This is a genomic window from Massilia sp. BKSP1R2A-1, from assembly GCF_050586525.1.
Classification (GTDB): Bacteria; Pseudomonadota; Gammaproteobacteria; order Burkholderiales; family Burkholderiaceae_D; genus Telluria.
Genome location: NZ_JBOBRE010000011.1, coordinates 165,864 through 182,423, shown reverse-complemented (window position 1 = coordinate 182,423; position 16,560 = coordinate 165,864). Strand labels below are relative to the sequence as shown.

The window sequence follows — 16,560 nt, the reverse complement described above, 5'->3', positions numbered from 1 at the left end:
CGCACGTGCGCTTCTTCATCGCCCACCTGGCCACGGAGACCAATACCTTCGCCGCCGCGCCGACCGGGCTGGGCGACTTCGAGGAGATCGGCATCTTCCACGGCGACGCCAGCCGGCGCGATCCGGAAGGCGCTGGCGCTTTTCTCCGCTGCCTGCGCGATCTGGTCGAGCGCGAGGGCGGGGAGGTGGTCGAGAGCCTGTGCACCCTGGCCCAGCCGGGCGGACGCACGGTGCGCCAGGTGTACGAAGCGCTGCGTGACGAGATCCTGGCGGACCTGCGCGCGGCCCTGCCGGTCGACGCGGTGCAGCTGCTGCTGCACGGGGCGATGGCGGCCGAGGGCATCGACGATTGCGAGGGCGACCTGGCGGCGGCGATCCGCGAGATCGTCGGCCCCGGCGTGCCGGTCGGGCTCGAGCTCGACCTGCACTGTCACTTCACGGAGCGGATGCATGCTGCGGCCGACGTCATCATCGCTTTCAAGGAGTACCCGCATACGGATACCGACGCGCGTGGCGAAGAGCTGTACCGCATCCTGAAGGATGCCGCGCTGGGGAAGGTGCGTCCCGTGACCGCCGTCTTCGATTGCAGGATGGTCGGCCTGTGGCACACCACGCGCGAGCCGATGCAGGGTTTTGTCCGGCGCATGCAGGCGGTCGAACGCGAGCCGGGCGTGCTCTCGGTCTCGCTCGGCCATGGCTTCCCCTGGGGCGATGTGCCCGAGGCGGGCGCGAAGCTGTGGGTCGTCACCGACAACGATCCCGCCCTGGCGCGGGCTTGGGCGCAGCAGCTGGGCCGGGAATTCTGGGCGCTGCGCGAGCGCATCGGCGCCGAGGTGTGCGGCATCGACGAGGCGCTCGACGCGGCCTGCGAGTCCGGTCTCGGGATGGCGGAACCGCGGGGGCCGGCCGTGCTGGCGGACGTGGCCGACAACCCGGGCGGCGGCGCCGCCGGCGACAGCACCTTCATCCTGCGCCGCCTGGTAGAGCGCCGGATCGCGAACAGCGCCGTCGGCGCCATCTGGGACCTGGGCGCGGTCCACGTCTGCAAAGGCGCCGGCGTGGGCGCGCAGCTGGACCTGCGCATCGGCGGCAAGTGCGGGCCGGCGTCCGGCCAGCCGGTCGATCTGCGGGTGACCGTGCGCGCCATCGTGCCGGACCACAGCCAGAGCGCGCTCGGCACGCGCGAGCGCCTGGGCGACTGCGTCTGGGTCGAGGCGGCCGGCGGCCTGCACATCCTCCTGTGCTCGATCCGCACCCAGACCTACGGCCTGGACGCCTTCACCGGCGCCGGCATTTCCCTGCTCGACAAGGCCATCGTTGCCGTGAAGTCGACCCAGCACTTCCACGCGGAATTCGCGCCGATCGCGCGCAAAGTCCTCTACGTGAGCACGCCCGGCGCGATGAGCTTGGACTTCGCGGCGATTCCCTACCGCCTGCGCTCCCTCGATTACTGGCCGCGGGTGGCCGATCCGCACGGTGTGCAAGGGATTTAGCGTTCCGGAAAACCGACGTGCCGCGTTTTCAATCGTGGCAAGGCAGCACTATAATGGGCGCTTCTGAAGAGGACACCGATGGCAACCAAACGCGCGATCAATCACGGACCGGACGGCAACCTGGGCGAGTCGCTCCGGCGCATCCGCAAGGAACGCGGCATGACGCTGATCGAGGCTGGCGAGAAGAGCGGCATGCCGATGTCCACCATCTCCAAGATCGAGAACAACAAGATGTCGCTCAGCTACGACAAGCTGCTGCGCATTTGCCATGCCCTGGAAATCGATATTTCGGAGCTGTTCAGCGGCAGTCCCACGGCGGAGAAGGCGCCGGCGCCGGCTTCCAGCGGACGCCGCAGCATCAACCGGCGCGGCACCGGCTACGTCATCAACACTCCGAACTATTCGCACCTCTACCCGGCGGCCGACCTGCTGAACAAGCGCTCGGTGCCGATCTTCGCCGAGATCCACGCGCGTTCGCTGGCCGAATTCGGTGAGCTGATCCGCCACCCGGGCGAGGAATTCGCCCTGGTCCTCGAAGGCGCGGTCGACCTGTACACCGACCTGTACGCCCCGGTGCGCCTGGAAACCGGCGACTCCATCTACTTCGACAGCGGCATGGCGCATGCCTATATCGCGGTGGGGGAGGGGACCTGCCGCGTGCTGTCGGTGTGCACCTCCGACGAGCCGAGTTCGGAAGGCACCTTCGCTTCGCTGATCGAGCCGGCGCCGGATACCGTGCCTGACAGCGCGCCAGCGCCGGCCGCCAAACCGGCGGCAAAAGCGGCTTCCAGGAAGCCGAAGAAGTAGCTCCGGCTACGGCTTGTACGCCGTCGCCTCGATCTCGACGTCCACGTCGAAAGCCAGCTTCGCCTGCACCGTCGACCGCACGGGCAGGTGCGGCGCCTTGAAATAGCCGGCATAGACCGCATTGAAGCGCGCGAACAGCGCCAGGTCGGACAGCCACACCGTCACCCGTACCACATCCTCCACGCTGGCGCCGTGCTGCGCCAGCGTGGCCGCGATGCCCTCGATGACGCTCGCGGTCTGTTCCTCGATCGTCCCGCGCAAGGGCGCGCCATCCCCGCCCAGCGGGATCTGGCCGGACAGCATCAGGAATCCGCCCGCGCGGACCGCTTTCGAGAAGGGCAGCGGCAGTTCGCTGGGCGTGCGTTCGATTCCGGTCATGGCGTTCTCCTTCATTTCAAATTTACAGAAATTTTCTGATTCGGAAATAAAAATCATTATCACCAGCCCGGAACATGCCGTCAATCGTTGCGCGGCTGCGTTCGGTTGTTTCAGAAAATGCTTGCGCAGGCGTTCGGCGTCGCATATCTTTCAGGTATAGAAGAATTTTCTTTTTTTGAAAATTATGCAAACGGCGAAAGGCGGGCAAGTGGATCGTATGGGTCAGGACACTGCGGATTTCATCGTGATCGGCGCCGGCATCGGCGGCGCCTCGGTCGCCTACTGGCTGTCGCGCCGCGCGCGCGTCATCGTGCTGGAGGCGGAATCCCAGCCCGGCTACCACAGCACCGGGCGCTCGGCCGCGCTGTTCATGGAAAGCTACGGTCCGGACCAGGTACGTGCGCTTACCCGCGCCAGCCTCGATTTCTTCCGCACCCCCCCGGCGGGCTTCAGCGACCATCCCTTGCTCACGCCGCGCGGCGCCTTCGTGTTCGGCGCGCCGGGCCAGGAAGCGCTGCTCGACCAGCACGAGAAGCTGGTGCGCGCCACCTCGTCGCCGGTGGAGCGGCTCGACGCGCAGGCTGCCCTCGAACTGGTGCCGGTGTTGCGGCCGGACCAGGTGATCGGTGGCGTGCTCGAAAAGGATGCCGCCGACATCGACGTCGACGCCCTGCTGCAGGGCTTCCTGCGCGGCGCCCGCGCCAACGGCGCGACGACCGTCCTCGATGCCGCCGTGACGGGCGTGCAGCGCGTGGACGGCTTGTGGGAAGTCGCGACCCGCGCCGGGACCTGCCGCGCGCCGGTGGTGGTGAACGCGGCCGGAGCCTGGGCCGACGAGGTCGCGCGCCTGGCCGGCGCCGATCCGGTGGGCCTGGTGCCCAAGCGCCGCTCGGCCTTCATCTTCGCGCCGCCCGACGGGCTGTCGACGCAGGACTGGCCGCTGTTCCTCGACGTGACCGAATCGTTCTACATCAAGCCCGACGCCGGCATGCTGCTCGGCTCCCCCGTGAACGCAGACCCGGTGACGCCGCACGACGTGCAGGCCGAGGAGCTCGACATCGCGATCGCCATCGACAACATCGAGCGTCTCACCACCCTGCGCATCCGGCGTCCGACCCACACCTGGGCCGGCCTGCGCAGCTTCGTCGCGGACGGCGAGCTCGTCGGGGGCTTCGATCCGAAGCTGCCGGGCTTTTTCTGGGCCGCGGGGCAGGGCGGCTACGGCATCCAGTCGGCGCCCGGCGCGGGACGCTATTATGCGTCGCTGCTGCTGGGTGAAGCGCCGGCGCCGGAACTGGCATCGTTCGGCTTCGACCCCGCCCGTATCAGCCCCGCGCGTTTCCAGACCTGAGGATTGCCATGCACATCTTCCTTGCCGCACTCGCCCACGAAACCAACAGCTTCTCGCCGATCCCGACCACGCTGCGGTCCTTCGAAGAGGGGATCCTGGTCCGGCCGGGCGCGGATGCGGCGGCCCAGGACCTGGCCCATGGCTTTCCCGGCTATGGCTTCCTGCGCGAGGTGGCGCGTGAACACGGCGATCGGGTCACGCAGGGCCTGTGCGCCTGGGCCCAGCCGGGCGGACCCGTGGCGCGCCAGGTGTACGAAGGCTTGCGCGACGAATTGCTCGCAGAACTGGCGGCCGCCGGTCCGGTCGATGCGGTGTTCCTGGTGCTGCACGGCGCCATGATCGCCCAGGGCTACCAGGATTGCGAAGGCGACCTGCTCGAGCGCGTGCGCGCCCTGGTCGGTCCCGGCGTGCCGGTCGGCGCGCTGCTCGACCTGCACGCGACCCTGACCCCGCGCATGACGGACAGCGGCGCGGTGCTCGTCGCCTGCAAGGAGTATCCGCATACCGACTACCTGGCGCGCACCCGCGAACTGCATGCGATCCTGTCCGGCATGGCCGGGGGCGGATGCCGGCCCGACACCCTGCTGCGCCGGGTGCCGATGCTGGGGCTGTTCGGCACGGGCGAAGCGCCGATGCGCGCGCTGCTCGAGCGGGTGGGGGAGGGCGAGTCCCAGGACGGCATCCTGTCGATTTCGCTGATCCACGGCTTCCCCTGGTCCGACACCGCCGAGACGGGCGCCGCCGTACTGGTGGTGTTCGAAAGCGGCGCGCGCGAACGGGCGGAGACCATCGCGGCCCAGCTGGCGCATGCCTTCTACGCGCTGCGCAGTCTCGGCGCGCGCTCGATGCTGGGGCTCGACGAGGCCGTGGACGCGGCGCTGGCCTCGACCGCAGGCCTGGTGGTCATGGCCGACAGCGCCGACAACCCCGGCGGCGGCGCGGCCTGCGACAGCACCTTCGTGCTGCGCGCGCTGCTGGAACGGGGCGCGCGCGACGTCGCCCTGGGCATGCTTTGGGATCCGCTGGCCGTGCAGCTGGCCATGGATGCCGGCGTCGGCGCCGAGCTGCCGCTGCGCATCGGCGGCAAGGTCGGCCCGGGTTCCGGCCAGCCGGTCGACCTGCCGGCGACGGTGACGGCGGTGCGGCGCGACGCGCGCCAGCATGGCCTTGCCGGCAAGTACACGGAAAGCCTGGGCGACGCGGTCGCGATCCGCGCGCAGGGCATCGACATCGTCCTGAATACCCGGCGCCAGCAGGTGTTCTCGCCCGAATGCTTCACCGAGCTGGGGATCGACCTCTCCACGAAGCGCCTGGTGGTGGTGAAGTCGACCCGGCACTTCCGCGCCTGCTTCGATCCGATCGCCGCCGAAACCCTCATCTGCGACGCCCCCGGCGCCCTGCACAGCGACCTGGCGCGCCTGCCTTATGTCCACCTGCAACGGCCCATGTGGCCACTCGACGAGGAGACCGGCCATGCGTGACACCGCCACCTGGTTCGGCCAGCCCCGCGGCCTGACCGTCCTGTTCCTGACCGAGATGTGGGAGAAGTTCTCCTTCTTCGGCATGCGCGCCCTGCAGATCTATTACATGACCAAGGAGCTGCAGTACACCCAGGCTTCCGCGTCCCTGATCTTCGGCGCCTATGCTGCGGGCGTCTATCTGACGCCGATTTTCGGCGGCATGATCGCCGACCGCTGGCTGGGCCGGCGCCCGGCCGTGGTGATCGGCGGCCTGCTCATGGCGCTCGGCCACTTCATGATGGCCTTCGAATCGCTGTTCTTCCCGGCGATGGCGGTCATCGCGATCGGCAACGGCCTGTTCCTGCCGAATCTGCCGAGCCAGGTCACCCTGCTGTACCCGAAGGACGACCCGCGCGCCGGCGCCGCCTTCAACGTTTATTACGTGGGCATCAACCTGGGCGCCTTCCTGGCGCCGCTGATCTGCGGCACCCTGGGCGAAGTCTATGGCTGGCACTACGGCTTCGGCGCCGCCGGCATCGGCATGTGCCTGGGCCTGGTGGTCTATCTCTGGGGCGGCCGATACCTGCCGCCGGAGGCGTCGAAGCCGGTGGGGCGCCCGGGCGCGGTGGATTCGAACGAGGGCATGTCGAACGTGCCGTTGCTGGTGGGCGTGGCGCTGGCCGTGATGCTGTTCCGGATCGCCTACGAGCAGACCGGCAATACCTTCGCGGTCTGGTCGGATACGGCGGTCGAGCGCACGGCCCTGGGCATGACGATTCCCGTGACCTGGTTCCAGTCGCTCAATCCGATGTTCGTGTTCCTGTTCAGCCCCCTGCTGGTGCGCATGTGGAATGCCCGCGCCGCCCGCGGCCTCGGCACGCCGGCCTTGCGCCGCATGGGGCAGGGCGCGCTCGGCATCGGCGTTTCCTACGCCCTGCTGGCCGGGCTGATCGTGCTGGCGGCCGGCAGCGGCTTCGCGATCGGCTGGCCCTGGATGGTCCTGTTCTTCGCCGTCTTCACGCTGGCCGAGCTCTACATCCTGCCGGTCGGCCTGGGCCTGTTCGCCACCCTGGCGCCGAAGCGCTTCGCCGCCACCACCGTGGCCGCCTGGTTCTTCTGCTCCTTTACCGGCAACCTGCTCTCGGGTGTGATCGGCGCCACCTGGGAAAGCATGCGCCCCGAAACCTTCTTCCTGATGATGGCGGCGATTGCCGCGGCGTCCGGCCTGATCCTGTTCGGCATCCATCGCAAGCACCAGGAAACGCTGGCCTTGCCGGACGTGGCCATCCCGCCGGTGGAGAAAGCGCTGTAAGCCATGCTCGTCCTGCGCAACGCACTGGAAACCGACCTCGATGCCGTTTTCGAGCTGGCCAAGGGCGTCGGGCCGGGCATGACGACGCTGAATGCCGAACGCGGCGCGCTGCGCGAGTGCCTGGCCGTGGCGGCCGCCTCCTTTTCCGGCGAGCTCGCGCCTGCCGACGCCGACTACGTATTCGTCCTGGAAGACCTGGCGGCGGGGCGGGTATGCGGCGTCTCGACCATCAAGGCCGCGGTCGGGGTCAGGGAGCCCTTCTATAACTACCGGATCAGCACTTCGGTACACGCCAGCCCCACCACCGGCCTGGTGAACCGGGTGCAGTCGCTGCACCTGAGCCACGACCTCTCCGGCGCGTCGGAGCTGTGCTCGCTCTACCTGCACCCGGACTACCGCAGCGGCAGCAATGGCAGGCTGCTGTCGAAAGGCCGCCTGTTGTTCATGGCCCAGTTTCCTTCGCTGTTTGGCAGCAAGGTCTTCGCCGAGATGCGCGGTTTCCAGGACGGGCAGGGGAGGTCGCCCTTCTGGGAAGCCGTGGGGCGGCCCTTCTTCCACATGGATTTCCACGAGGCCGACGTTTTCTGCGACAACGGCGACCGTCTCTTCATCGAACACCTGGTGCCGCGCCTGCCCCTGTACACCCACCTGCTGGGCCTTGACGCCTGCGCGGCGATCGGCAAGACCCACGCCGACACGGCGCCGGCGCGCCGCCTGCACGGAGCGGCATCGCTTTCGCGCCGTCGTCGCGGACACGGACCCCGGGGCGCCCATCGTGGTGCTGCCGCAGGCTGCCGTGGATGCGCTGGGCTGCGACGCAGGCAGCCCGCTGCGCATCCTGCCGCTGGCGCCCTGAATCAGGCGGCCTGCCGCAGCGGCACCGAAGCGGGAGCCTTCGCCAGGTGGACGGCGTGCGCCGGCAGGGCCAGGCGCACGCCCTGTTCTTCCAGCATCGCCACGATGCGCAAGTAGACCTCCTGCTGCGTGTCCATGAAGACCCGGTAGTCGGCGCTGTCCACGTAATAGACCGTCTCGAAGGTGTAGCCGGGCGCCGCCAGCGAGGCCAGGTGGGCGCGGTCGAAGCGCACCTGGGGCTGGGCGGTGACGATCTCCTCGATCAGGCCGGGCAGCAGGCGCAGGGCCGGTTCCGGCGTGTCGTAGGTGAGGTCGAAGCGGAACACCACGCGCCGCGCTTCCATGCGGCGCAGGTTCTGGATGCGGCTTTTCAGCAGGTCGGCGTTCGAGAACACGATCTGCTCGCCGCCCAGGCTGCGCACGCGGGTGGTCTTCAGGCCGATGCGCTCGACCGTGCCCAGCATGGTGTCGACGATGATGAAGTCACCCACCACGAAAGGCTTGTCGAGCACGATGGAGAGCGAGGCGAACAGGTCGCCGAGGATGCTCTGCACGGCGAGGGCGATGGCGATGCCGCCGATGCCGAGACTGGCCACCAGGGTGGTGATGTTGACGCCGAGGTTATCGAGGATCATCAGCGCCACCACCGCCCACAGCGCCACCCGCAGCAGGAAGGCGATCGCGGCGGACGAGGTCACGCGGTCCGGATCGGCCGCCTGGCGGGCGCGCGTGCCGGCCAGCCAGGCGCGCACCGCATGGTCGCCCCAGATCGCGCACTGCACCAGCACCGCGGCGATCGCGATGCGGCTCAGCACCAGCTGGGCGCGTTCGGGAAGGACCAGCAGGCTGGCGCCGGCATACAGGCCGACCAGCACCAGCACCGCCAGCCGGGTGCTGGAGAGGGCGGCGGCGAAGGAGCCTGCCGCGCGGGCATTGCCGGGATCGGCCGCCACCAGGCGCGAGAGGCGGCGCAGCAGGATGGCCTTGACCGCGTCCAGGCCGGCCGCGACCACCGCCGCGGCCACGAGGGCGATCAGCCAGTCGGCCAGCGGATTACCGAGGAAGAGGGTGTTCATGTCCGGCCTCCTCATGCCGCGGGACGTTCGTCGACGACCGTCCTGGGCGCCAGCGCCGCCAGGAAGCCTTCGCCCCAGCGCGCCACGTCGTGTTCTTCCACGATCATTCCCAGGCGCGCGGCGCGGTAGGCGACTTCGTCGGCGCCCATGGTGAGGGCCCGGTACAGGGTCTCGCTCATGGCGTTCGCATCGTAGGGGTTCACCAGGAGGGCGCCGTGCAGTTCGACGGCGGCGCCGGCAAACTCGGACAGCAGCAGCACGCCGGGCCGCCCCGCCGCCTGGCGCGCGGCGATGTATTCCTTGGCCACCAGGTTCAGGCCATCGCGCAGCGGCGTGATCCAGGCGATGCCGCAGGCCGCGTAGTGGGCCACCACGTCTTCAAAAGGCAGGGAGCGGTAGAAGTAGCGCACCGGCACCCAGTCGAGCGTCGAGAAGCGGCCGTTGATGCGGCCGACGGCGCGGTCGAGTTCCTCGCGCAGGCTGTCGTAGATCTCCATGCCGCTGGCGGCCGGGGTGACGATGTTCAGCAGGGTCACCTTGCCCAGCAGCTCCGGATGGCGCTCCAGCATGCGCTCGAAGGCTTCCAGCTTCTCCAGCGAGCCCTTGACGTAGTCGAGGCGTTCGATCGAGACGATGCCCGTACGGCCATCCAGATAGGCGTCGAGTTCGGCCAGCTGGCGCTGCACGGTTTCGCTCTGCGCCAGTGCGCGGATCGATGCGACGTCGGTGCCGACCGGGTGTGCGCCCAGCGCCACCCGGCGCCCGCCGACCTCGATCGCCGTCATCATGCGGTCCACGCCGAGCGCGCAGCCATAGGTGAGGAAGCGCGGCGCGCACGGCACGCTGCCGGCCACCTCCACCGGCGCGAACGAGCGCACCGCGTCGACGAAGTTCTCGACGTAGCGCGGGATATGGAAGCCCACGTAGTCGCACTGCAGCAGGCTGCCGATGATGTCGCGGCGCCAGGGCAGGATGTTGAACACGTCGCTCGAGGGGAAGGCCGTGTGGTGGAAGAAGGCGATGGTCAGATCGGGGCGCAGCGGGCGCAGGAAAGCCGGGACCATCCACAGGTTGTAGTCGTGGATCCAGGCGGTGGCGTTGATGGCCGCCTCGCGCGCGGTCTGCTCGGCGAACAGGCGGTTCACCTCCAGGAAGCGCTCCCAGTGGGCCTGGTTGAAGCGGGCCTTGTCCGGGAAGGAGAAGATGATGGGCCAGAAGGCCTCCTTCGAGAACTTCTTGTAGAACAGGTCGATGTCTTCCCCGGTGAGGGCGATGCGCGCGGCCTGCAGCTGCGGATAGCGACCGGCGTCGACCGCCACGTGGGTGGCGAATCCCTCGGGGGCGCGGCTGGCCTGATGCGACCAGGCCACCCAGGAGCCCTTGCGGCCGCCGGCAAAGAAGTTCAGCAGGGTCGGCATGATGCCGTTCGGGCTCTTCGGGCGCTGCTGCAGCGTGATGCCGTCCACCTCGATCTCGTCGAAGGGCAGGCGGTGGTAGACCATGACCAGCTCGGCGTCGCCGTGGACCGGCGCCGCGTCCCTGGGACGCGCTTCGCCCAGCGGCACGCCGTGGCGCGCCAGGCCCTCGAGGATGCCGCCGCAGCCTTCCTGCGTGGCCACGTGCACGCGCGGGTTCTTGCGCACGCGCTCGGCGAGGGCGGGCTCGGCGCCGCCCACCACCACGCCGCGAAAGCCCGCTTCGAACATCGACAGGTCGTTCAGGGTATCGCCCGCCACCACCACGCTGGCCGGGTCGAAGCCGGCGGCGAGGGCCAGGCGGCGCAGCGCGGCGCCCTTGCCGACGCCGCGCGGCAGCACGTCGAGGTAGCGGCCGGCCGAGAACAGCAGCTCGCAGCCGAGAGCGTCCACCGCCGCCTGCAGGGCGGGGGTGATGGCGTCTTCGGGGGCGAGGAAGGAGCAGCGCCGCTCCTGGGGCACGCTCTGGCGCACCAGCTGCGGGAAACCGGCGAGGGCGCGCAGCACGGCCTGGCTGCCGGGCCAGTGGGCGGTGAGTTCGTGCTGGATCGGTTCGACCGGGCGCAGCTCGCGGTCGACCACGGTGGCGCCGACGTCGGCGATGATGTAGTCGGGCGTAGGGATGCCGGGGTCGCTCAGCAGGGGCATGACGGTCTCGAGGCCGCGTCCGGTGACGAAGACCAGGGTGGGGCGCGTGCCCTCGGGAGCGCCGGCGGCGCCGGCGAACAGTTCGCGCACGCGGCGCCGCGCCTCATGGGTGCCGGCCAGCAGGGTGCCATCGAGGTCGGTGGCAAGCACGAGGCGGGCGGGATCGAGGGGGCGGGACGGGCGTTGCGAATCGATAACGGTCATGAATCATCCTTTTCATACGATGCGTCCGCGCGCGCAGGCGGCGGACCGGGTCGGGGCATGCGGGACGGGCCGGGAGGCGCACATGCCGGGGGAAGGCAGGATGCTGCGCGGGACGCAGCCGGGGATCTGCCGGCGAGAGGTGGTGCTGAAGAGAAACTTTTGCTAAGTGCATTTGTACAATAGCATTTCGTGCCGACATCGACAACCCGCGATCCGATAGCGGCCTCGTGTACGGTATCGAAAAAAAGCTATTGCAAAACTGCTGGGCTGCTACGTATAATGCGGCTCCCCGGGCGGTTAGTTCAGCTGGTTAGAATACTTGGTCGACATCCAAGGGGTCGCAGGTTCGAATCCTGCACCGCCCACCAGACTTCCAGATCGCAGGCTCCCAGCAATGGTCGTAGCCTGCAGAGAAAAGGCGCAGCGGTGTGCCTTTTCTGTGCCGGTCGACAAGACCGGATTCCTCGCTCTCTCCAAGATACTGCGGAAAACGCAACAGGCCGGTTTCAACCCCGATTTCTCCTGTTGCGCCGTTGCCGTTTGCGCGTTATACTAGCCGGCTTCGGTATGGGCACGTCTTTTTCAGCCCGTACTTTTTTAGTAGTACTAATTAGCCCCGCCCAATCGTAGGTGGGAATGGAGAAAAAATGAGCCTGGGCCTCCTCGGTCGCAAGGTTGGCATGATGCGTATCTTCACGGATGACGGCGATTCGATCCCTGTCACCGTGCTGGACGTGTCCAACAACCGTGTTGCGCAAGTCAAAACCCCTGAAACTGACGGCTACACTGCTGTGCAAGTCGTCTTCGGTCAACGTCGCGCCTCGCGCGTGAACAAGGCCGCTGCCGGTCACCTCGCCAAAGCTGGCGTGGAAGCTGGCACGATGCTGCGTGAATTCCGCATCGATTCCGCCAAAGCCGCTGAACTCAAAGCCGGCGACACCATCAATGCTTCGATGTTCGAAGTGGGCCAGAAAATCGACGTGCAAGGCACCTCGATCGGTAAGGGCTACGCCGGTACCATCAAGCGTTACAACTTTGCCTCGGGTCGTGCGACCCACGGTAACTCGCGTTCGCACAACGTTCCTGGCTCCATCGGTATGGCGCAGGATCCGGGCCGCGTGTTCCCGGGCAAGCGCATGACCGGTCACCTGGGCGACGTTACCGTCACCACCCAGAACCTGGAAATCGCCCGCATCGACGCTGACCGTCAACTGCTGCTCGTGAAGGGTGCCGTTCCTGGCGCCAAGAACGGCCAGGTGATCGTCAAGCCGGCTGTCAAAACCAAAGCCAAGAAAGGAGCCTAAGTATGGAACTCCAGCTCCTGAATGAGCAAGGTCAAGCTGGCGCCGGCGTTGCAGCTGCCGACACCGTGTTCGGCCGCGAATACAACGAAGCCCTGATCCACCAGATCGTGGTCGCCTACGCCGCCAACGCGCGCAGCGGCAACCGCAAGCAGAAGGACCGTGAAGAAGTCCACCACACCACCAAGAAGCCATGGCGCCAGAAGGGCACCGGCCGCGCTCGTGCTGGTATGTCGTCGTCGCCTCTGTGGCGCGGCGGTGGTCGCATCTTCCCGAACACCCCGGACGAGAACTTCTCGCACAAGGTCAACAAGAAGATGTTCCGCGCAGGTATCTGCTCGATCTTCTCGCAGCTGGCCCGCGAAGGCCGTCTGAACGTTGTCGAAAACCTGTCGATCGAAGCTCCGAAGACCAAGCTGCTGTCGCAAAAGCTGCAGAGCATGGGCCTGGAATCGGTCCTGGTGATCACCGACACCATCGATGAAAACCTGGAACTGGCGTCGCGCAACCTGCCGCACGTGCTCGTCGTCGAGCCGAAGGCAGCTGACCCGATGTCGCTGGTGTTCTACAAGAAAGTCCTGGTCACCAAAGCTGCTCTGGCCAAGATCGAGGAGATGTACGCATGAGCACCGCAATCAAATTCAGCGAAGAGCGCCTGATGAAGGTGCTGCTGGCTCCGGTCATTTCCGAAAAGGCGACCTTCGTCGCTGAAAAGAACGAACAGATCGTGTTCAAGGTTCTGCCGGATGCGACCAAGCCGGAAATCAAAGCCGCCGTCGAGCTGCTGTTCAAAGTCGACGTGGAATCGGTGCAAACCGTGAACCGCGAAGGCAAGCAGAAGCGTTCGGGCCGTTTCACTGGTCGCCGCAACCACACCAAGCGCGCTTTCGTGTGCCTGAAGCCGGGCCAGGAAATCAATTTTGTCGAGGAGGCTAAATAATGGCACTCGTTAAGATGAAGCCAACCTCCCCAGGCCGCCGCGGCATGGTGAAGGTTGTGAACAGCGACCTGTACAAAGGCCGTCCGTTCGCAGCCCTGGTTGAAAAGAAATCGAAGACCGCCGGCCGTAACAACAACGGTCACATCACCACCCGCCACATCGGCGGTGGCCACAAGCAGCACTATCGTCTGGTCGACTTCAAGCGCCAGAAAGATGGCATCCCTGCCAAGGTCGAGCGTATCGAATACGACCCGAACCGTACCGCGCACATCGCTCTGCTGTGCTACGCGGACGGCGCCCGTGCGTACATCATCGCTCCGAAGGGCGTCGCTGTCGGCGATACCCTGATGAACGGTTCGGAAGCACCGATCAAGGCCGGTAACTGCCTGCCGATCCGCAACATCCCGGTCGGTACCGTGATGCACTGCGTCGAAATGCTGCCTGGCAAGGGCGCACAGATGGCCCGCACCGCCGGCGCCGCTGTCGTCCTGATGGCCCGCGAAGGCACCTACGCCCAGGTTCGCCTGCGCTCGGGTGAAGTCCGTCGCGTGCACATCGAGTGCCGTGCAACCGTGGGTGAAGTCGGCAACGCCGAACACAGCCTGCGCAAGATCGGTAAAGCCGGTGCGATGCGTTGGCGCGGTGTGCGTCCGACCGTCCGCGGTGTCGTCATGAACCCGATCGACCACCCGCACGGTGGTGGTGAAGGCCGTACGGCAGCGGGTCGTCACCCGGTGTCGCCATGGGGCCAGCAGACCAAGGGCAAGAAGACGCGTTCGAACAAGCGCACTTCGTCGATGATCGTCTCGCGCCGCGGCAAGAAATAAGGGATAAAACATGACTCGTTCATTGAAAAAAGGGCCGTTCATTGACGCCCACCTGGTGAAAAAAGTCGAAGCCGCGCAAGCGACCAAAGACAAGAAGCCAGTCAAAACCTGGTCGCGCCGCTCGACGATCACTCCTGACTTCATCGGTCTGACCATCGCCGTGCACAACGGCAAGGTCCACGTGCCGGTGTACGTCTCGGAGAACATGGTCGGCCACAAGCTCGGCGAATTCGCGCTGACCCGTACGTTCAAGGGCCACGCTGCTGACAAGAAGGCGAAACGATAATGGAAACTAAAGCAATCCTCAAAGGCGTTCGCCTGTCGGAACAAAAGGGCCGCCTGGTTGCGGACCTGATCCGCGGCAAGAAAGTTGACGCAGCACTCAACATTCTGCAGTTCAGCCCGAAAAAGGGCGCGACCATCATCAAGAAGGTTCTCGAGTCGGCAATCGCCAACGCGGAACACAACGATGGCGCGGACATCGACGAACTGAAGGTCGTGCAGATCTACGTCGAAAAGGGCCCGATCCTGAAGCGCTTTACGGCTCGCGCCAAAGGCCGCGGTGATCGCATTTCGAAACAATCCTGTCACATCTACGTGACTGTCGGTAACTAAGGGGTCATACGATGGGTCAGAAAATCCACCCAACCGGCTTCCGCCTGGCGGTCACCCGTAACTGGGCATCGCGCTGGTACGCTGGCAACGGCAACTTCGCCGACATGCTGAAGGAAGACCTGGAAGCACGCGCTTTCCTGAAGAAGAAGCTGAAGAACGCTTCGGTCGGCCGCATTGTCATCGAGCGTCCTGCCAAGAACGCACGCTTCACGATCTACTCGTCGCGTCCGGGCGTCGTGATCGGCAAGAAAGGCGAAGACATCGAAGTCCTGAAGACTTCGCTGGCGAAGATCATGGGCGTGCCTGTGCACGTCAATATCGAAGAGATCCGCAAGCCGGAAATCGATTCGCAGCTGATCGCCGACTCGATCTCGCAGCAGCTCGAAAAGCGCATCATGTTCCGTCGCGCAATGAAGCGCGCGATGCAGAACGCCATGCGCCTGGGCGCCGTCGGCATCAAGATCATGTCGTCGGGCCGCCTGAACGGCATCGAAATCGCACGTACCGAATGGTACCGTGAAGGCCGTGTGCCTCTGCACACCCTGCGCGCCGATATCGACTACGGCACCAGCGAAGCATCGACCACCTACGGCATCATCGGCGTCAAGGTCTGGGTCTACAAGGGCGACCGTTCGGTCACCGGCGAAGCCCCGGTCATCGACACCCCACCGGATGAGAAGAAGCCACGCGGCCCGCGTCGCGACGACGGCAAGCCGTCGCGCGGCCCACGTCCGGCTGGCGCCGGCCGTCCTGGCAATGCAGCACCAACCGTCCGTGCACGTCCGGCTGTCAAGCCTGCCGCACCGGCCGCCGCTGCGCCAGCTGAGAAAGCAGGAGAATAAGCATGCTGCAACCATCGCGCAGGAAGTATCGTAAAGAGCAGAAAGGCCGTAACACCGGCATTTCGCACACCCGCGGCACCGCGGTCTCGTTCGGCGAGTTCGGCCTGAAGGCAGTTGCCCGCGGCCGTATCACCGCACGCCAGATCGAAGCGGCACGTCGTGCCATGACCCGTCACATCAAGCGTGGCGGCCGTATCTGGATCCGTATCTTCCCGGACAAGCCGATCTCGAACAAGCCGGCCGAAGTCCGTATGGGTAACGGTAAGGGTAACCCGGAGTACTACGTCGCTGAAATCCAGCCAGGCAAAGTCCTGTACGAGATGGACGGCGTCGCAGAAGAACTGGCGCGCGAAGCGTTCCGCCTGGCCGCTGCCAAACTGCCGCTGGCGACCACTTTCGTGGTCCGTCAAGTCGGCCAATAACAGGAGTTGAATATGAAAGCATCGGAACTCCGCGGCAAGGACCAGGAAGCGCTGCAAAAGGAGCTGAATGAGCTGCTGAAGGCCCAGTTCGGCCTGCGCATGCAAATCGCTACCCAGCAGCTGGGCAACACCGCGCAGCTCAAGAAAGTACGTCGCGACATCGCGCGTGTGAAGACTGTGATGAACTCGAAGGAAGCCAAATGAACGACACCACTAAAACGGCGCTGAAGCGTACGCTGGTCGGCAAGGTCGTGTCCGACAAAATGGACAAGACGGTAACCGTCCTGATCGAGCGTCACGTGAAGCACCCGCTGTACGGCAAGATCATCGTGCGTTCGAACAAGTATCACGCGCACGACGAGTCCAACCAGGTCAAGACCGGTGATACGGTCGAGATCACGGAAGGTCGCCCGATCTCGAAGACGAAGGCCTGGACCGTGACCCGTGTTGTGCAAGAAGCACAGGTCATCTAAGCCTTAAAATTTGTCTTGCGTGGCCCGCTGGTATCTGTGATACTAGCGGGCTTCGTTCATGTGTCGCCGCAGTTTGTACCC

19 protein-coding genes and 1 tRNA gene are annotated in these 16,560 nt (G+C 66.1%); 17 read left to right on the top strand and 3 right to left on the bottom strand.

Annotated elements, in window-relative coordinates; translation table 11 throughout:
* Window positions 1–5 precede the first annotated feature (5 nt).
* The gene (locus ACQ7JA_RS17810) at window positions 6–1,493 is read left to right on the top strand and encodes a M81 family metallopeptidase (RefSeq protein WP_430900111.1); all 1,488 of its coding nucleotides are present in this window, start codon (window positions 6–8) and stop codon (window positions 1,491–1,493) included.
* Window positions 1,494–1,571: 78 nt separating this feature from the next.
* The gene (locus ACQ7JA_RS17805; RefSeq protein ID WP_430900109.1) at window positions 1,572–2,300 is read left to right on the top strand and encodes a helix-turn-helix domain-containing protein; all 729 of its coding nucleotides are present in this window, start codon (window positions 1,572–1,574) and stop codon (window positions 2,298–2,300) included.
* 6 nt (window positions 2,301–2,306) lie between these two features.
* Here ACQ7JA_RS17805 and ACQ7JA_RS17800 read toward each other — a convergent pair whose 3' ends face one another.
* Entirely contained in the window at window positions 2,307–2,678 is a 372-nt protein-coding gene (locus tag ACQ7JA_RS17800) for a RidA family protein (RefSeq protein WP_430900107.1), read from the bottom strand.
* A gap of 217 nt (window positions 2,679–2,895) precedes the next feature.
* Between ACQ7JA_RS17800 and ACQ7JA_RS17795 the strand changes: the two genes are divergently transcribed.
* Genes ACQ7JA_RS17795 through ACQ7JA_RS17780 form a run of 4 tightly spaced genes read left to right on the top strand, consistent with a single transcriptional unit; the run spans window position 2,896 to window position 7,773 of the window.
* Window positions 2,896–4,029, top strand: coding sequence for an NAD(P)/FAD-dependent oxidoreductase (locus ACQ7JA_RS17795; RefSeq protein WP_430900105.1), 1,134 nt, complete (start codon window positions 2,896–2,898; stop codon window positions 4,027–4,029).
* A gap of 8 nt (window positions 4,030–4,037) precedes the next feature.
* Complete coding sequence (locus ACQ7JA_RS17790) at window positions 4,038–5,510, top strand: M81 family metallopeptidase (RefSeq protein ID WP_430900103.1); 1,473 nt, start codon at window positions 4,038–4,040, stop codon at window positions 5,508–5,510.
* Window positions 5,503–6,801, top strand: a complete 1,299-nt coding sequence (locus ACQ7JA_RS17785; RefSeq protein WP_430900101.1) for a peptide MFS transporter — start codon at window positions 5,503–5,505, stop codon at window positions 6,799–6,801. Before ACQ7JA_RS17790 ends, ACQ7JA_RS17785 begins: the two co-directional genes overlap by 8 nt.
* A 3-nt stretch (window positions 6,802–6,804) precedes the next feature.
* Window positions 6,805–7,773, top strand: a complete 969-nt coding sequence (locus ACQ7JA_RS17780; RefSeq protein WP_430900099.1) for an arginine N-succinyltransferase — start codon at window positions 6,805–6,807, stop codon at window positions 7,771–7,773.
* Here ACQ7JA_RS17780 and ACQ7JA_RS17775 read toward each other — a convergent pair.
* Together ACQ7JA_RS17775 and ggpS are read right to left on the bottom strand one after the other, a co-directional pair.
* The gene (locus ACQ7JA_RS17775; protein ID WP_430900097.1) at window positions 7,659–8,732 is read right to left on the bottom strand and encodes a mechanosensitive ion channel family protein; all 1,074 of its coding nucleotides are present in this window, start codon (window positions 8,730–8,732) and stop codon (window positions 7,659–7,661) included. The two genes, ACQ7JA_RS17780 and ACQ7JA_RS17775, sit on opposite strands and share 115 nt — an antisense overlap.
* Window positions 8,733–8,743: 11 nt before the next feature.
* Window positions 8,744–11,059 carry a glucosylglycerol-phosphate synthase gene (ggpS, locus tag ACQ7JA_RS17770; protein ID WP_430900095.1) on the bottom strand — a complete coding sequence of 772 codons (2,316 nt, stop codon included), beginning with the start codon at window positions 11,057–11,059 and terminating at the stop codon, window positions 8,744–8,746.
* Between the two features lie 291 nt (window positions 11,060–11,350).
* On the opposite strand from ggpS, the gene ACQ7JA_RS17765 reads away from it, so the two are divergent.
* The 11 genes from ACQ7JA_RS17765 to rpsQ all read left to right on the top strand — a co-directional run bounded on the left by ACQ7JA_RS17765 (window position 11,351) and on the right by rpsQ (window position 16,479).
* Window positions 11,351–11,427, top strand: a tRNA-Val gene (locus ACQ7JA_RS17765).
* Window positions 11,428–11,706: 279 nt separating this feature from the next.
* Window positions 11,707–12,363: a 50S ribosomal protein L3 gene (rplC, locus tag ACQ7JA_RS17760; protein WP_430900093.1), complete on the top strand. Its 657-nt coding sequence runs from the start codon at window positions 11,707–11,709 to the stop codon at window positions 12,361–12,363.
* Between the two features lie 2 nt (window positions 12,364–12,365).
* The gene (gene rplD / locus ACQ7JA_RS17755) at window positions 12,366–12,986 is read left to right on the top strand and encodes a 50S ribosomal protein L4 (protein WP_430900091.1); all 621 of its coding nucleotides are present in this window, start codon (window positions 12,366–12,368) and stop codon (window positions 12,984–12,986) included.
* Window positions 12,983–13,300, top strand: a complete 318-nt coding sequence (gene rplW, locus ACQ7JA_RS17750) for a 50S ribosomal protein L23 (protein ID WP_430900089.1) — start codon at window positions 12,983–12,985, stop codon at window positions 13,298–13,300. The genes rplD and rplW overlap by 4 nt, the downstream gene beginning before the upstream one ends.
* Complete coding sequence (rplB, locus tag ACQ7JA_RS17745) at window positions 13,300–14,127, top strand: 50S ribosomal protein L2 (RefSeq protein WP_258826436.1); 828 nt, start codon at window positions 13,300–13,302, stop codon at window positions 14,125–14,127. The genes rplW and rplB overlap by 1 nt, the downstream gene beginning before the upstream one ends.
* 10 nt (window positions 14,128–14,137) lie before the next feature.
* Entirely contained in the window at window positions 14,138–14,413 is a 276-nt protein-coding gene (gene rpsS, locus ACQ7JA_RS17740; RefSeq protein ID WP_005663463.1) for a 30S ribosomal protein S19, read from the top strand.
* Window positions 14,410–14,742 (top strand): 50S ribosomal protein L22, encoded by a 333-nt coding sequence (rplV, locus tag ACQ7JA_RS17735; RefSeq protein WP_171085678.1) that lies wholly within the window; start codon window positions 14,410–14,412, stop codon window positions 14,740–14,742. Before rpsS ends, rplV begins: the two co-directional genes overlap by 4 nt.
* Before the next feature lie 11 nt (window positions 14,743–14,753).
* Window positions 14,754–15,584, top strand: coding sequence for a 30S ribosomal protein S3 (gene rpsC / locus ACQ7JA_RS17730; protein WP_231058289.1), 831 nt, complete (start codon window positions 14,754–14,756; stop codon window positions 15,582–15,584).
* Between the two features lie 2 nt (window positions 15,585–15,586).
* On the top strand, window positions 15,587–16,006 hold the full coding sequence (gene rplP, locus ACQ7JA_RS17725) for a 50S ribosomal protein L16 (RefSeq protein ID WP_005663456.1): 420 nt from the start codon (window positions 15,587–15,589) through the stop codon (window positions 16,004–16,006).
* Window positions 16,007–16,018: 12 nt separating this feature from the next.
* Complete coding sequence (gene rpmC / locus ACQ7JA_RS17720) at window positions 16,019–16,210, top strand: 50S ribosomal protein L29 (protein WP_027867254.1); 192 nt, start codon at window positions 16,019–16,021, stop codon at window positions 16,208–16,210.
* Complete coding sequence (gene rpsQ, locus ACQ7JA_RS17715; RefSeq protein WP_231058290.1) at window positions 16,207–16,479, top strand: 30S ribosomal protein S17; 273 nt, start codon at window positions 16,207–16,209, stop codon at window positions 16,477–16,479. The genes rpmC and rpsQ overlap by 4 nt, the downstream gene beginning before the upstream one ends.
* Window positions 16,480–16,560: the final 81 nt, after the last annotated feature.

Excerpts from the sequence above, each read along its gene's own strand:
- ACQ7JA_RS17805 (WP_430900109.1), top strand. The coding sequence starts at position 1,572 with ATGGCAACCAAACGCGCGATCAATCACGGACCGGACGGCAACCTGGGC.
- ACQ7JA_RS17800 (WP_430900107.1), bottom strand. The coding sequence starts at position 2,678 with ATGACCGGAATCGAACGCACGCCCAGCGAACTGCCGCTGCCCTTCTCG.
- ACQ7JA_RS17795 (WP_430900105.1), top strand. The coding sequence starts at position 2,896 with ATGGGTCAGGACACTGCGGATTTCATCGTGATCGGCGCCGGCATCGGC.
- ACQ7JA_RS17790 (WP_430900103.1), top strand. The coding sequence starts at position 4,038 with ATGCACATCTTCCTTGCCGCACTCGCCCACGAAACCAACAGCTTCTCG.
- ACQ7JA_RS17785 (WP_430900101.1), top strand. The coding sequence starts at position 5,503 with ATGCGTGACACCGCCACCTGGTTCGGCCAGCCCCGCGGCCTGACCGTC.
- ACQ7JA_RS17780 (WP_430900099.1), top strand. The coding sequence starts at position 6,805 with ATGCTCGTCCTGCGCAACGCACTGGAAACCGACCTCGATGCCGTTTTC.
- ACQ7JA_RS17775 (WP_430900097.1), bottom strand. The coding sequence starts at position 8,732 with ATGAACACCCTCTTCCTCGGTAATCCGCTGGCCGACTGGCTGATCGCC.
- ggpS (WP_430900095.1), bottom strand. The coding sequence starts at position 11,059 with ATGACCGTTATCGATTCGCAACGCCCGTCCCGCCCCCTCGATCCCGCC.
- rplC (WP_430900093.1), top strand. The coding sequence starts at position 11,707 with ATGAGCCTGGGCCTCCTCGGTCGCAAGGTTGGCATGATGCGTATCTTC.
- rplD (WP_430900091.1), top strand. The coding sequence starts at position 12,366 with ATGGAACTCCAGCTCCTGAATGAGCAAGGTCAAGCTGGCGCCGGCGTT.
- rplW (WP_430900089.1), top strand. The coding sequence starts at position 12,983 with ATGAGCACCGCAATCAAATTCAGCGAAGAGCGCCTGATGAAGGTGCTG.
- rplB (WP_258826436.1), top strand. The coding sequence starts at position 13,300 with ATGGCACTCGTTAAGATGAAGCCAACCTCCCCAGGCCGCCGCGGCATG.
- rpsS (WP_005663463.1), top strand. The coding sequence starts at position 14,138 with ATGACTCGTTCATTGAAAAAAGGGCCGTTCATTGACGCCCACCTGGTG.
- rpsC (WP_231058289.1), top strand. The coding sequence starts at position 14,754 with ATGGGTCAGAAAATCCACCCAACCGGCTTCCGCCTGGCGGTCACCCGT.
- rplP (WP_005663456.1), top strand. The coding sequence starts at position 15,587 with ATGCTGCAACCATCGCGCAGGAAGTATCGTAAAGAGCAGAAAGGCCGT.
- rpmC (WP_027867254.1), top strand. The coding sequence starts at position 16,019 with ATGAAAGCATCGGAACTCCGCGGCAAGGACCAGGAAGCGCTGCAAAAG.
- rpsQ (WP_231058290.1), top strand. The coding sequence starts at position 16,207 with ATGAACGACACCACTAAAACGGCGCTGAAGCGTACGCTGGTCGGCAAG.